This is a genomic window from Acinetobacter sp. SW-226 (genome assembly GCF_055632855.1).
Genome location: NZ_CM145752.1, coordinates 3,160,302 through 3,175,352, shown reverse-complemented (window position 1 = coordinate 3,175,352; position 15,051 = coordinate 3,160,302). Strand labels below are relative to the sequence as shown.

Sequence of the window (15,051 nt, the reverse complement as noted above, 5' to 3'; positions counted from 1 at the left end):
TTTCGACTAAAAATAGCATTCACCAAATATACATGAATGCATCATGACGCTGTATTGGCTTTAAGCCGAAGTGCTTCCATCTCAATCTCAACCATTTTTTGAGAATTGTCATGTTTATTACTCAACTCAGCAAACCTCTGTCGATCTGGTGAGTCCGATAGGATGATATTACCCATTTCAATTTGAAGATTATTTTCTTCTTTCAACTTTTCACGAGCGGCTGTGACTTCAGCGCTTTTGAGTGTCACAGTATCGTATTTTTGATTCAGTTCATGAATTCGTGTAGTGGTTTGTTTAACAGCCTTCATAAGCGTATTCCTATTACCGCTGTCTATCGCATGTTTCATGTCCGTAAAAGAATCTTGCGCCTTTTGTTTGGCTGTATGAGATACGGCTCTAAGTGCAATGAGGTCATGTTTGATGTCTGCGGCATTATCTTGACTCAGATGTGAGGTGCTATGTGGGGGAGTATGAGCCGTAACATTGAACTCAGGGTCTGATTTTACCTGTTGTCGCGTGTTGTTTAATGCCCCTGAATTCAGTTGAGGGTAAATCATGTGTTGTAAGGCTCTCATTTCACTGACAGAACTTTGTTGTATCACGCTGATTTGCGCTTCTAATCCAGTGATGCGATCCATCTGTGGTGGATTTTTAGTATTTTCTTGTGCGAGCTCAACTCCCAGAAGATGGACTTGCTTAAATTTTTCACTGAGCGCAGCAACCTCATGGCTTTTGAAGTGTGTTGCATCTAGTGCCGTATTAAATGCAAGAGAATGGGTTTTCAGTTGCTCAAGTAGAGCAGGCAGGGCATCGACTTGTTTATTTTGACGAGCTGCTTTAAGTGCGTCTTGTGCACTCAAAATAGCTTGAGAGTTTTTATTCGCAATCTGATCCAAGGCATCAAGATCAGTTTTAATATCCGTTGGATTGGCTGTACTTAAGTTTTTATGTGTTGGTGTTGAGTCTGATGATATTTGTTGCTGTTGATTAGACTCACTGCATGCTGTCAGAGAAAGTGTTGCTGTCAGTAGAATTGGAAGCCATTTTTTATTCATTATGAGACCAATGATTTAGAATTTAATTATATGGCTTGAGTATATTGTTTAAGTATCTGAAAAGTAAAGCCTTACTATTTTTCTGTGTTTTGATTATGCCCATAAATATAAAGCAGTTAAGCTTTGGCTTCATATTGTTATGCGCTATAAAATAAAAAAACCACCCAACTGTTTAGCTGGATGGTTTGGATCACATCAACTCGATTTAAGCGGTTGCTTGCTGTTCCGCTTGAATTGCAGTGAGTGCAATCGTAAACACGATGTCATCCACCAAAGCGCCACGAGACAAATCATTTACTGGTTTATTCAAACCTTGCAACATTGGGCCCACACTCACAACATTTGCAGAGCGTTGTACAGCTTTATAGGTTGTATTTCCTGTGTTTAAGTCAGGGAAAATAAATACATTTGCACGACCTGCAACTTTAGAATCAGGTGCTTTCGAGCGTCCGACACTTTCAACCGATGCTGCATCGTACTGAAGCGGCCCATCAATCAACAGATCAGGACGACGTTCTTTCGCTATACGTGTTGCCTCAGCGACTTTCTCTACTTCAGCACCAGCACCAGAGGTACCCGTTGAGTATGAGATCATTGCAATACGTGGGTCTAAACCGAAAGCTTTTGCTGAGTCAGCCGATTGAATCGCAATTTCAGCGAGTTGTTCTGCGTTTGGATCTGGGTTAATGGCACAGTCACCATAGACATAGACTTCATCAGGTAACAGCATAAAGAACACGGAAGAGACCAATGAATACTCAGGCGCGGTTTTAATGAGCTGAAATGCTGGACGTACGGTATTTGCAGTGGTGTGTATTGCACCTGAAACTAAGCCGTCAACTTGATTGAGTGCTAGCATCATGGTGCCGAGAACGACCGTGTCTTGCAGTTGTTCGCGTGCTTGCAGCTCATTCAGTTTGCCGTTTCGTAGGTCCACCATTTTTTCAACATAGTTTTCACGAATCAAATCTGGGTCAATAATTTCTAAGTCATGTGGAAGTTCAATACCACGTGCTTTCGCCACTTCAACCACGGCTTCAGGTTTCGCCAATAAGATACAGTGGGCAATACCACGAGATTGGCAAATGGCAGCAGCTTGAACTGTACGTGGTTCATCACCTTCGGGTAGAACAATACGTTTCTTCGCGGCAATTGATTTTTGAACCAATTCATGGCGGAAAGCTGAAGGGGAAAGGCGTGGTTGGTACGATCCGTTCAACATCTCAGTGAGCCATGCCTCATTGATATGGCTTGATACAAAACGGGTAACTTGTTCTGCACGCTCAGTATCATCGACCGGAATTTCGTTGCTGAGATTGGCTAAACTTTGCGCGGTGTCAAACGTGCTGAGTGATGTATGTAAAATCGGCAAGCCTTGTTTAATCGCTGTTTGGCAGAACGCGAGCACTTGCTCGTTTGGCGTATGGTGCTCGGTCAGTACGAGCCCTGCCAATGGTATACCGTTACTGCTGGCTAAGCTTGAAGCTAATAGCACATCAATACGATCTGATGCACTAATGATGAGCTCACCTGCGACAAACTTATGAAGTTCGTGCTCAATATTCGATGCAATTAAACTGCTATGTAATACACGACGTTGTGTTGCATCGCCTTGATTGATCCATTCTGCCTGAATATGCGTAGCTAAGTCCGACATACGCGGTACGCTAAGCGTATTACTAAACGGAACTAGACCAATTACTGGCAGTTTGTCTGAACCGAGTTTTGGATGGGTCTTTTGGAGTTCAATAATGAACTTATTGGTATCGCTAACTAAACGGAGACTTGGGTCAATCGTCACAGGAATATGTGCCGAGTCATCAGGTAAACCCTTGGTACGCATTAATAACACACCTGCGGTTCGCTCTGAACTTGCACCACCAAAATAACGGAGTTGACTATCAACTTTCTCAGCCGTCGCACTTGGTTTATTAATGTCTGCATTGCTGACGATGATCACTTTAGCATCGAGCGCTTGGGCAAGTTGCGCGTTTAGTTCAGACGCAAAAGAATCACGGTTGTTTGGGACTAAACCTTCAACGATAATCAGGTCATGCTTACGTGCAATGGTGCGGTGTAGGCGAACTGCATCTTCAAGTAACTCATCATTTTCACCTGCGCTAAGTTGCTGCAAAATAGTGTGATAATTAATGGGTTCAACAGTTTCGTTTTTAGACACATGGTGGTAGAGCGCCGTTGTACGGTCTGCACCTGTGGTCAGTTCTTGAGAAAATGGTTTTAAAAAGCCAGCTTTAACACCTTGGCATTCTAGTGCATAAACCAAACCTAGGCAGGCTGATGTTAAGCCTACACCTTCCCCAGTCGGCACAAGTAAAATTGTTTTCATATATTTATTCGTCATACAAGAAATTAAAACAGACTTGAACGAATGTAACGACCGCTTAAGCGATCGCTACATTGTCTTCAGACTTTTTTGCAGCAGTTTGAATCACCTCATTGGCTACAACATGCTCAGTCTCTTTCGCAATACGTCCTTCTTCATCGGTTGGTACAACCCAGATCTGTGGACCTGTGCCTGCATCAATACGACCTTCAGTACCACGCTTTAGATTGTCATTGGCTTCTTTGCTAAAGTTGAAACCAAAGTGTGGGAGGTAAGCAATCGTTTTTTCGCGAATATATGCAGAGTTTTCACCAATACCGCCAGTGAAGAATAGGCCATCCAGTCGTGGTAGGCCACAGCTCAGTGCAGCTAAAGATTTTGCAAGGCGATAGCAGAACACTTCAATGGCTAAAGTTGCATCTTCATCACCTTGTTCAGAGGCTTCAATCAACGTACGCATGTCATTTGAAAGATCAGACAAACCGAGTAAGCCTGATTGGCTATTCAGCATTTTATCAATTTTATAAATATCCCAACCTAAGTTGTTGGCAAGGAAACTATGTAAGCTTGGATCGACATCACCGCTGCGGGTGCCCATCACGACACCTTCAAGTGGCGTTAAGCCCATTGAGGTATCAACACTTTGCCCATTCCAAATTGCACAAGTAGAACTACCATTACCCAAGTGTGCTGTTAACCAGCCCCCTTGTTTAAAGCTACCTGCCAGTTCTGAACCGCGTTCAGACACATAAGCATGGCTCGTACCGTGGAAACCATAGCGACGTACATTGTGCTCAGTATATAAGAACTTCGGTACAGCATAGCGGTATGCATGAGCAGGCATGGTTTGATGGAAAGCCGTGTCAAACACAGCCACTTGAGGTAGCTCTGGAAATAAACGCATAGTTGCGTCAATCCCAACCAAGTGAGCTGGGTTGTGGAGTGGTGCAAGTGGTGTCGCTGCACGAATGCGTTCTACAATTTCTTCTGTTAAAAGCTCAGCTTTGGTCAATGTACCACCATGTACGACGCGGTGACCAATGGCTTGAGGGTTATAGTGTGAAAGACGTTCTAAGATCGTTTCCAATGCTTTTTCATGATCGGCGTGTGGAATCGACAATTCAAGGGGTTGACCACCCGCTGTAATGCCTTTGATACGAGCTTCAGCAGAACCTAAGTTCTCAGCTAAACCAAAAATACGATCTTCACGACGTTCAGAAACGAGTGCATATTTGATTGATGAAGATCCGCAGTTAATTACTAATACTGATGTAGACACGTTTTAATACCCGATTCTAATTGAATTATCCGTCCTAGAACTGATCTTCATGCAGTACGTTCTTATGCAATCTTGATCATTTTTTATGTTGTATCATGTGTATATTTTTAGTCCTAGATAGACTTTAGGTGATTAGACTTAAGCACTATCGACCGTCTGATGAATAATAATTAAAATTTATCGGTTCATAATTTTCATTTATTCATGAAATGATGCCGAAATATTATTCACGTTCAGCCTTTCAAAAATAGCATGCTGTATACCCAAAGCAGTTAAATAGTTTGTGGCATTCCTGTTTGTTTTTGATATTGCATCGAAGATCAGCACAACTTCAATACAATGAGTGCAATCATAAAAAGTCATGACATCACTTTAGTTAGACCATGTCATATCTCAACCATGGTTCTCCTCAGTTCCAAAGCTCTAGTCAACGACAAAGAACGAGAGGCACTTCTGATATAGATGGTGCTTTTGAGTTCTATATTTTAGGGAATTATTCAGATATAAAAAAAGTTCAGCCCTTCGAGGAGGGCTGAACTTTTTGCCTAAATATCAGTCGGAGTGACTATTGGCGAATTTGACCATCACCAAATACAATCCATTTTTGTGAAGTCAGGCCTTCTAATCCAACAGGTCCACGTGCATGGATTTTATCAGTTGAAATGCCAATTTCAGCACCTAAGCCATATTCAAAACCATCGGCAAAACGGGTCGAGGCATTGATCATGACAGAGCTTGAATCAACAGCGGCCAAGAACTCACGAGCTAGAGAGTAGTTTTCGGTAATGATTGAATCGGTATGATGTGAGCCATATTTATTGATATGCTCAATCGCTTCTTCCATACCCGATACCACTTTCACGGCCAAGATTGGACCAAGATATTCGGTGTACCAATCTTCTTCTGTCGCTGTTTTGACGTCTGAACCTAAAATTCGTTGAGTTTCAGCACAGCCACGTAATTCCACTTGTTTTTCTGTATAGAGCTCAGCGACACGGGGTAAAAACTCATCCGCGACTTTTTCATCGACCAACAAAGTTTCCATTGCATTACATACACCGTAACGGTGAGTTTTTGCATTGAGTGCAATCGGGAGGGCTTTTTGTAGGTCAGCTTGCGCTTCAACATAAACGTGACAGTTCCCATCCAAGTGCTTAATCACAGGGACACGGGCTTCATTGCTGATACGTTCAATCAGGCTTTTGCCTCCACGTGGAACAATCACATCAACAAATTCAGTGAGTGTAATCAGTTGACCCACAGCTGCGCGGTCTGCGGTGTTAATGACTTGAACCGCATGTTCAGGTAAACCTGCCAGTTTTAAACCGCGTTGAACAGCTTCAGCTATTGCTTTGTTGGACTCAAGTGCTTCAGAGCCACCACGTAAAATAATGGCATTGCCAGACTTCAGTGCCAATGAAGCTGCTTCTAGAGTCACGTTAGGGCGAGATTCATAAATCATGCCGACCACGCCTAAAGGAACGCGCATTTTACCGAGCTGAATTCCAGAAGGGCGATAGGCCATATCAGTGATTTCACCGACTGGGTCTTTCAGGCTAATGACATCTTTGAGACCTTGTAACATGCCTTTGAAGCGTGCGGGGGTAAGTTCTAAGCGATCAAGTAAGGCACTGTCTAAGTTGTTGCTGTGGGCTTTATTCATGTCTGCTTGGTTTGCCGTTAAAATTGCGGGCTCACTGTTGACTAAAGCAGTATAAATAGCTGACAAAGCATTGTTTTTAGTTTCGGTAGAGGCGCGCGCCAAAATACGAGAAGCTTGACGTGCTTGCTGTCCTACCGTGTGCATGTATTGTTCAATCGACTCTTGCATAGCGGTTTGATCACTTAGAAATTTCACTAAAGATAGTAACAGTCTAATACCCGACCGCATAGTCTCTACATGAAAAATCCAGCAGATAAGGGAACCTATACATATTTTGAAATTGTTTTTTATCTAAAACATGATGAGCGGTTGCACAACCTGTTGCGCGTAAAAGAGTGCTCTGTATAGAATGAATTTTAGGACATGAAGTCCTCGTATAATTATTACAACATTGAAACCTTACTGATCATGGTCAAGGTGCCAGTGAATTTCTTGCAAAACAAAAAGTATAGGCAAGAGTAAGAGGGAAGGAACATGAATTCTATTATTCAAATGGATGCCGAGCTAGATGAATCTAATTTACGTTTAGGTTTTTTTGATATTTACCATCGGAATAGTTTTAAAGATCCTGCGCGAACCACATGGATTGAGGGCTGGAAAATTGAATATATGGCGATTGCTCGACCAGAGTCATTCCATCGCACACCTATTGTAATCATTGGTGGGGCATTTCAAAATTTTAACTCTTATAAGTATTGTGTGGAACAGCTTTTAGATGCAGGTCCAATTATTCTGATTGATTTGCCGTCGATGGGGGCAAATCAACAAATTCGTAATATTGATACCAGTCTGTCTGCGGGTACCTTAGAACTGCGTGATCTCGCACAAATGCTCGGACTTTGGTTAGATATTGAGGGCTTAGATAAAGTGTCAGTGATGGGCATGTCGCTGGGGTCGGTGGTGGCATCCTGCCTAGCGGATCAACGCCCTGAGTTGATAGATCGCATGATTTTGATGGGTGTGATGCAAAAGACCCGTAAAAGCTGGCGGATGTTGCTAGAAGAATCCTTACACCTGATGCGTGAACAACGCATGGATGAGTTTGGTCAAGCCGTGATCTTGTATTTGGTCAACCATGCTCAAATGGATAAAACCCGAATGTCACCTACCGCCAAACGTTTGTTCTTTAGGCAGATGGCTGACTTTACTGGAACTGAGCAAGAGCGCTATGAAATCAACTGTAATCGTTTGCTCCGTTTAACGGATGTGCCAATTCCGCAGTGCAAAGTATTGGTGGCCTGCGGTCAATATGACAGCTTTACCTTACCGCATGAAAATGCCAATTTTGCTTTGCAATGCCCTAATATGGAATATGCACAGATTGCCAATGCAGACCATGTGCCACAGTTGCAACGGCGTAAAGAAACCATGCACTTGTTTGCGACCTTCCTAAAGGATGAGTCGATTCAAAATTTAGAGGGCATTATTCCATTTAGTCGAGCACAACTGCTGACGATGGAACGTCGGGGCGAAGTGCGAATTCAGATTCAACAACCTGAAACCTTTTTAAGCTATCGCCATTCAGATTTGGTCATTTCAACGGAAGTGGTGGACTTAAACTATTTTGGGGTGCTTTTACGCTTTGGGTCAGATTTGGCTGCTGTAGCGGCTGAATATCCACGTGATTTGGCTTTACACTTAAGTGATGAAGAAGGTGAGTTTCAGATCGAATGTTTAATTTTTGCTGAAGATGGTCCGTATCTCAGAGCCTTATTTAAACATGGTAGTTTTGAACTTGCTGAGCGTTTACTTCGTTTCGTTGCGCGCCAAAAACAAGAACTGGCATTGCTTGAAGCTGTAAGTTAGTTCTTGTTTAAAATAAAAAAACAGCGTTAGAGCGCTGTTTTTTTATGGATGATTTTAGCCTCTGTCTTAGACTGAATTCGGTTTTTGCCATTTGCTATGAATGATCCAGACCAAATCGCCTAAGTGTTCTTGTGCATCCAAATGTTGATATGTCTTCTGAGCGATATGAAGTGTTAAGGTTGGTTGGTGAACGGCAACGGTATGGAAGCCAGCTTGTTTGAAAAACTGAGTAGCTTCAGGTGGACTGACAAAGTGAAAGCCAAAGGCGCTACGTGACATCCATTTTAACAGTTTGCTACTGCTCCAGATAAAGTTAGCGAGCTTATTTTTTACAGGTTCTGGGTAGAGGTCAGTTAGATAATATAACTGATCGAACTGTTGCCCATATTCTACGATGCCTTGTAGTAATTGAGTCAGCATGTCTTTATTAAAATAGTTGATTAAACCTTCGCTCACCACCACCAATGGACGGTTTGGATCAAATACTTCAAAAGCACGAGCAAAATCCGCGCTAAACAAGTCGGCAGAAAGCACGGCTGGACTGGTCTGATCAATCTGTTTTAAGGCTTGGGTTTTGATTTGTGCCATATCGGGTAAATCAAGTTCTCGATAGTCAATGTCGGGATACTGTTGGCGGAAACTCCAACCCCGAGGCGATAGGCCACTGGCAATTTCTAAAATTTGTAAGTTCGGGTGTTGTTTTATCAGTGCCCCAAGTTGCTCATCTATCATTTGGTGACGCTGTTTCAAGGTGGTGCGCATACTGCCACCGACATGTTTCTCCGCCCAACTTTCAAGTGGATGTACCAGTTTGGCCAGAAACTTCCCTTTGCTGGTGGCAAATACAGGATGTGAGATGCCCATGCTATACCAAATATAACCCGTATAATGTGCAGTAAAAGAGATGTGGCGGTGAACCGATAGGGCGTCTGTCATGGTATCCGTACCTGAGATTTTATTGTTTTCGTACTGTTGTGTGGGCAATGCAGTACAAGCCATTTTATTTATTTAGTGTTTATCATAATGAAAAAAGGACATCTTGTGATGTCCCTTTGTCCGAAATATCGTGTTAGACATGGCCTAGGATATAAGTGTTTAACCTAAGCGGAACAGCTCGACTTGGTCACGGACTTTGGCCCAACTCTCACCTAGATGCAGCATCGATTGAACGTTGATGTTTGGAATCTGACCACGCATGCGCTCTAAGCGAGCTTGGTTTGGTAGGGCAAGTTGACTGATCCCTTCCAAAGCCACACATGCTGCAGCTCGGTCATTACACACTAATCCCATGTCACAGCCTGCATGGAGTGCGGCTTGAATGCGTGCATCGGCTCCACCTGCGACACATGCGGCCTGCATGCTTAAATCATCTGAGAATAAGACACCATCAAAGCCTAGTTGTTGACGTAAAACAGTTTGAATCCAATACGGTGAAAAACCCGCAGGGTTGGAATCAACTTGGTCATAAATTACATGTGCAGGCATGAGTGCATCCAACTGTGGCATGAGTTGGATAAAGGTCTGCATATCTTTTGCATAAATTTCATCATACGTGCGTGAGTCGATGGCTGCTGCGACATGCGAGTCTGCTTTGACTGAACCATGACCAGGGAAATGTTTGCCTGTCGACGCCATGCCTGCGGCTTTCATCCCTTTGAGAAAAGCACTGGCCAGTGGCACGATATCTTGAATATTTTTGGCAAAGCCACGGTCACCAATCACATCACTGATGTCATTTAAATCCAGCACAGGGGCAAAGCTAAAGTCGATGCCAACTGCGAGTACTTCTGTCGCCATCAGCCAGCCAGATTGTTCTGCCAAGTTTAAAGCTTTTTCAGGTTCGCTTAAGAATAGCTCGCCAAACTTGCCCATAGCAGGGAGTAGGCTAAAACCCTGTTTTAAGCGTTGCACACGTCCACCTTCTTGATCGACTGCAATCAAAATATCAGGGCGGATTCGACGCATATGGTCGGTCAGAGCGCGAACTTGGGCAGGAGATTCAATATTTCGTCCAAATAAAATCATGCCACCGACTTGCGGTGCTTGTAATAGTGCAATATCTTCTTGAGTAAGTTCTGTGCCTGCGATGTCAAGCATCAATGCGCCAATCATATTGGGTGTCCGTATTTGATTTTTGGTCAGTGACTGTTTTGGCTCTGAAAGGAGAGAGAAACAGGTCGTCGAAAACAATACCCGAATTTTGCAATGATTTGCTACATTTTGTCAGCACAGATTATGATAAAACTACACGACATAAACAGATTAAGTTGTTTAAGATTTTGAATATTCTCAATTCATGTCGAAAAATGACATTGTAATTTTGGTCAAAAACCAAGGAACTAAGAATTATTTATGAAACTTCAAACCATTGCTTGTGCGGTTGCAATTGCAACGGGTGGATTCTTTTTCACTCATGCCATTAATGAAGCCATTGCAGCGACTGAACCAAGTGCTGTAACCAAACAAGCTATTGTTCCGTCGCAGGAACAGGCTTTGGTGTCTCGTCAACTGGCGACCTTGGTTGACCGTCAACATTATCTTAATCAGCGTTTAGATGCGAAGACATCGGCACGGATTCTTGATTTTTACTTAGACAGTCTAGATCCAGATCATTCGCTCTTTCTTGCCCCTGAAATAGAAAATTATAAACGTCAATATGGCTCAACCTTTGGTGTGGCTTTAAAGGCAGGTGATTTAAGCGGCCCCTATGCGATTCATGCACAATACCGGGAACGTTTAACCCAGTTTTATACCTATATGCTGGATGAGCTGAAAAAACCGCAGAACTTGAAACAAGCTGATGTTTATATTGAAACGGATCGTGAAAAAGCACCGTATTTTGCCAATGAAGCAGCGCAGCGTCAGCATTGGAACAAAATGTTGGTTTCACAGTTGATCAACTTGACGATTAGTAAAGAAGAAGAGTTAGCGAAGCAAAAAGCACTGAAAGCCAATCCAGAATTGGCCAATGGTCAAGACCTAACGAGTCCTGAAGATTTAACCCCAGTACAAACCTTAACTAAGCGTTATACCCGACAGTTAGAACGTATTTCGCGGGTGAAAAGTGATGATGTGTTAGATAAAACACTCAATGCAATGACTTTAACCTATGACCCGCACAGTAACTATTTCCCGCCTGTCGATGCGATGGAGTTAAACCGTCAAACCACGTTACAACTTGAAGGGATTGGGGTGTCGATTCGACCTGAACGGGGCAATGAAGACTACACCAAGATCGAAACCATTGTAGAAGGTGGTCCTGCAAGTAAGTCAGGACAAGTGAAGTCTGGTGACCGTATCATTGGTGTGGCGCAAGACGGCGAAAAAATGGTGGATGTCATCGGCTGGCCAAGTAATGAGATTGTTGGGCTTATTCGTGGTAAACGTGGTACTAAAGTCACGATCCGTTTATTGGGTGCTGGTGCTGCTATGAGCCAAGCACGTAGTGTGACCATTACTCGAGATGTGATTCAAGAAGAAGATGCAGGTGTACGTTCACGTACCGTGAATATAACTCGTGATGGACAGCAGTACACCTTTGGTGTAATTGAAATTCCATCATTCTACTTGAACTATCGTGCACGCCGTGCGGGTACAGAATATCGTTCAGTGTCTGAAGATACCAATAATGCTTTAAAATCCCTAGCAGCTAAAAATGTATCGGGAATTATTATTGATTTGCGTAATAACCCTGGAGGGTCACTGGAAGAAGTGGCTCGTATGCTTGGACAGGTGATTAAGTCAGGCCCTGTAGTGCAAATTCGAGATGGTAATGGCAATGTCAGCGTTTTTGAAGACGATGATAATGGTGCGCAAACCTATGCAGGTCCATTGGCAGTCATGGTGAATTTGGCATCGGCATCTGCCAGTGAAATTTACTCTGCTGCGATTCAGGATTATGAGCGTGGGATTGTGATTGGTAGTACCACCACAGGTAAAGGAACGGCTCAAGTTCAGCTCGATAATTTGGCACATGGTCAAGCGACATTGACGCAGCGCAAGTTCTATCGCGTCACGGGTGGCAGTACCCAAAACAAAGGGGTGATTCCAGACGTTAAACTGGTGGATATCTATAATGACGAATTTGGTGAGCGTAAAGCCAAAAATGCGTTGGAGTGGGATACCATTCCGACAGCACCATTTAAACGTGAAGGCAGTATTATTCCTTATGTGAAACGTTTAGGTGAGTTGTCTCAAGCACGGGTTAAAGTGGATCCGCAGTTTAACTATTTGGAACAACGCAAAGAAATTTCGAAAAAGACTGAAGAGCAAAAGCGTGTTGTATTAGATATTGATCAACGTAAAGCTGAATTGATTGCACTTGAAAAGCAAACTTTGGATGCTGAAAATAAGCGCCGTCAGATTGCAGGGCAAAAACCATATGCAAACTGGGAAAGCTATCAAGCCGCGATGGAAGCCTTAGTTGAAGAACGTGCCAAAATGAAGGCAAATCAACGACCAGCTTTACCTGAAGATGAAGCGTTCGTCACAGAGTCAGCGAACGTTTTGTTAGATTATGCGAAGTTGCAAAAAGGTACAGTGAAGTAGTTCTTTTTTGGACAAATAAAATAAAAAGCCAGTTTCAACTGGCTTTTTATTTTAAAGTGTGACTTAAGACACAAATGTCAGTTTTATCGACAATCTAACCGATCTGAACTGTAAAATAAATCTATAAATTCTAATAAGATTTTTACGTTTTTTTCTTGACCTGAAACTATTTGTATAAGATTCTTAATCAGGTAACAATGCTTTTCGCCTTTGATAAAAAGGATATATAAATGAAGAAAAAGAGCAATTAATACGGACACTTTATATGATGCATGTGCATTATGATTTTAGTTTGGTATTAGGTTCAATTATTGTGGCATTGTTGGCTTGTTTTTTTGCAGTGTCAACTGAACGTCTATTGTTTCGTGCATGGCGAAAAAAGTTTCAAGCAGGGCTAATTTTACTCAGTGGTTTTTTCTTAGGCTGTGCCATTTGGGCTATGCACTTTGTGGGTATGTTGGCTTGTGATTTGCCAATACATAGTTATTTTGATCCAGCACTGACTATTCTTTCTTTTTTTATCGCATTTCTTGCGTCTATTTTTTCAATTTGGTTGACCACGCGTAATACTTTACCTTTTCTCCGACTGGTTTTAGGTGCTGTGTTGATGGGACTTGGTATCTCAGGGATGCACTATACGGGGATGATGGGGCTAATGATTGAAGGCTATCATAGTGTCTATGATCCTTTACTCACGATTTTTTCCATTCTACTGGCTATCAGTGGCTCTGGTTTGACTTTTTGGTTGATTTTTAAATATAAAAATGCGGTTAATAAAAAATCCTTATTCCAGTGGTATGTCGCAGGAATGATGGCTTTGACTATCGTGAGCATGCATTATACAGGCATGCTGGCGGTCTCTTTTTATCCAGCGGATAGTGATCGTTTGGTCATGACCTTAGAGGCTGGGCAAAGTATTATTTTATTTGTAGTGATCTTCATCACAAGCCTAGTTTTGGTTGCGGCTTTTGTTGTGGCGGTCTTGGAGCAACGGTTAGAGGAACGCAATAAACAGCTATCCCAAGCGAATAGAGAATTAGCAAATCAGGCTGTACAAGATAATTTAACCAAATTGCCAAATCGTCTGTATTTGGCTGAATATGCGCATTTTCTATTTACAGACCATCGCTTTCGTGATGAAAGTATTGCCTTCTTATATATTGATTTAGACCGATTTAAAGCGGTAAACGATGTGTTTGGACATCATGTCGGGGATCAATTATTGGTCCAACTCACCACGCGTATTCATCACCACCTCGGCAAAAATGAAAAAATGTTGAGAATTGGTGGCGATGAGTTTCTGATGGTACTTGAACAAGCAACACCCGACCACGCATGTGATATGGCGGAACAAGTTTTAGAGTTAATTCAAGAGAGCTTCTTGATTGCGGGTAAGGAAATCAATGTCTCTGCCAGTATTGGTATAGCCATGTATCCTGAACATGGCAATAATTTACAGGATTTATTGATTAATGCTGATGCAGCGATGCTGACTTCAAAGTATCAAGGGCGAAATACTTTTTCTATTTTCAATTACAGTATTGACCAACAAGAAGCCAAAAGTCAGACCAAACTGATTAATGACTTATACAAAGCGGTCGAAGAGCAACAGTTTGTTTTATATTACCAGCCGAAATTCACCATTAAAGATCAGCGAATTTGTGGTGTGGAAGCGTTGATTCGTTGGAAGCATCCAAGTTTAGGTTTACTGACTCCAAATATGTTTATTAAAGGGGCAGAAAAGACTGGGCTGATTATTCAGATGGGCTATTGGGCCTTAGAGCAGGCTTGTAAACAACTGCAAATTTGGGAGCGAGATAAAGTTGAACTGTATCCAATCGCTGTGAATTTATCAGCAGTACAGTTTGAGCATAAGCATTTATTTAATAATTTAGAACATCTTTTTGATAAGTACAAAGTTAACCCGAATCATTTAATTATAGAAATTACAGAAAGCACGGCTATGCACCATATTGAGGGCAGTATTCGTACGCTTCAGCGCTTACGTGAAATGGGGATTCGTTTGGCGATTGATGATTTTGGTACAGGTCATTCTAGCTTTTTATATTTGAAAGATTTGCCTGTAGATGAGTTAAAGATTGATCGTGGTTTTATTCATGAGCTTTCTGTTGGTTCTAAAGATGAAATGATCTTAGAAAGTATTGTCCATTTGGCGATTCGGTTGGGGTTGGTCGTAACAGCAGAAGGTGTTGAAAGCCCGTTGCAAATGGAAATTTTATCCCGTTTAGGTTGCCAGCAGTTACAAGGCTATCTCTTGGGTATGCCTATGGATGTGAAGCGCTTGGAAGAGTTTGAGTATGCATCCTCGACCTATTTTAATTAGCTGTTTTGGCAT

The 15,051-nt window shown here is 42.3% G+C and carries 9 protein-coding genes; 3 read left to right on the top strand and 6 right to left on the bottom strand.

Annotation, left to right across the window (positions count from 1 at the left end):
- Positions 1 to 41: 41 nt before the first annotated feature.
- The 4 genes from ACZ8ZH_RS15035 to ACZ8ZH_RS15020 all read right to left on the bottom strand — a co-directional run bounded on the left by ACZ8ZH_RS15035 (position 42) and on the right by ACZ8ZH_RS15020 (position 6,509).
- The gene (locus ACZ8ZH_RS15035) at positions 42 to 1,055 is read right to left on the bottom strand and encodes a hypothetical protein (protein ID WP_119064575.1); all 1,014 of its coding nucleotides are present in this window, start codon (positions 1,053 to 1,055) and stop codon (positions 42 to 44) included.
- 205 nt (positions 1,056 to 1,260) lie between these two features.
- On the bottom strand, positions 1,261 to 3,402 hold the full coding sequence (pta, locus tag ACZ8ZH_RS15030; RefSeq protein WP_119064573.1) for a phosphate acetyltransferase: 2,142 nt from the start codon (positions 3,400 to 3,402) through the stop codon (positions 1,261 to 1,263).
- A gap of 55 nt (positions 3,403 to 3,457) precedes the next feature.
- Entirely contained in the window at positions 3,458 to 4,678 is a 1,221-nt protein-coding gene (locus tag ACZ8ZH_RS15025; protein ID WP_086209927.1) for an acetate/propionate family kinase, read from the bottom strand.
- A 565-nt stretch (positions 4,679 to 5,243) separates the two neighbouring features.
- On the bottom strand, positions 5,244 to 6,509 hold the full coding sequence (locus tag ACZ8ZH_RS15020; protein WP_086209926.1) for a glutamate-5-semialdehyde dehydrogenase: 1,266 nt from the start codon (positions 6,507 to 6,509) through the stop codon (positions 5,244 to 5,246).
- Positions 6,510 to 6,815: 306 nt separating this feature from the next.
- Between ACZ8ZH_RS15020 and ACZ8ZH_RS15015 the strand changes: the two genes are divergently transcribed.
- Positions 6,816 to 8,147, top strand: a complete 1,332-nt coding sequence (locus tag ACZ8ZH_RS15015; RefSeq protein WP_086209925.1) for an alpha/beta fold hydrolase — start codon at positions 6,816 to 6,818, stop codon at positions 8,145 to 8,147.
- Positions 8,148 to 8,213: 66 nt separating this feature from the next.
- Here ACZ8ZH_RS15015 and ACZ8ZH_RS15010 read toward each other — a convergent pair whose 3' ends face one another.
- Entirely contained in the window at positions 8,214 to 9,083 is an 870-nt protein-coding gene (locus ACZ8ZH_RS15010) for a class I SAM-dependent methyltransferase (RefSeq protein WP_086210019.1), read from the bottom strand.
- A gap of 159 nt (positions 9,084 to 9,242) precedes the next feature.
- The gene (nagZ, locus tag ACZ8ZH_RS15005; protein ID WP_119064571.1) at positions 9,243 to 10,259 is read right to left on the bottom strand and encodes a beta-N-acetylhexosaminidase; all 1,017 of its coding nucleotides are present in this window, start codon (positions 10,257 to 10,259) and stop codon (positions 9,243 to 9,245) included.
- Positions 10,260 to 10,499: 240 nt separating this feature from the next.
- On the opposite strand from nagZ, the gene ACZ8ZH_RS15000 reads away from it, so the two are divergent.
- Positions 10,500 to 12,695 (top strand): carboxy terminal-processing peptidase, encoded by a 2,196-nt coding sequence (locus ACZ8ZH_RS15000; protein ID WP_086209923.1) that lies wholly within the window; start codon positions 10,500 to 10,502, stop codon positions 12,693 to 12,695.
- Between the two features lie 265 nt (positions 12,696 to 12,960).
- Positions 12,961 to 15,039: an EAL domain-containing protein gene (locus tag ACZ8ZH_RS14995; RefSeq protein ID WP_086209922.1), complete on the top strand. Its 2,079-nt coding sequence runs from the start codon at positions 12,961 to 12,963 to the stop codon at positions 15,037 to 15,039.
- Positions 15,040 to 15,051 lie beyond the last annotated feature (12 nt).

Bases quoted from the DNA above. Each gene is read 5' to 3' on its own strand.
- ACZ8ZH_RS15035 (WP_119064575.1), bottom strand. From the start codon at position 1,055: ATGAATAAAAAATGGCTTCCAATTCTACTGACAGCAACACTTTCTCTG.
- pta (WP_119064573.1), bottom strand. From the start codon at position 3,402: ATGAAAACAATTTTACTTGTGCCGACTGGGGAAGGTGTAGGCTTAACA.
- ACZ8ZH_RS15020 (WP_086209926.1), bottom strand. From the start codon at position 6,509: ATGCAAGAGTCGATTGAACAATACATGCACACGGTAGGACAGCAAGCA.
- ACZ8ZH_RS15015 (WP_086209925.1), top strand. From the start codon at position 6,816: ATGAATTCTATTATTCAAATGGATGCCGAGCTAGATGAATCTAATTTA.
- ACZ8ZH_RS15010 (WP_086210019.1), bottom strand. From the start codon at position 9,083: ATGACAGACGCCCTATCGGTTCACCGCCACATCTCTTTTACTGCACAT.
- nagZ (WP_119064571.1), bottom strand. From the start codon at position 10,259: ATGATTGGCGCATTGATGCTTGACATCGCAGGCACAGAACTTACTCAA.
- ACZ8ZH_RS15000 (WP_086209923.1), top strand. From the start codon at position 10,500: ATGAAACTTCAAACCATTGCTTGTGCGGTTGCAATTGCAACGGGTGGA.
- ACZ8ZH_RS14995 (WP_086209922.1), top strand. From the start codon at position 12,961: ATGATGCATGTGCATTATGATTTTAGTTTGGTATTAGGTTCAATTATT.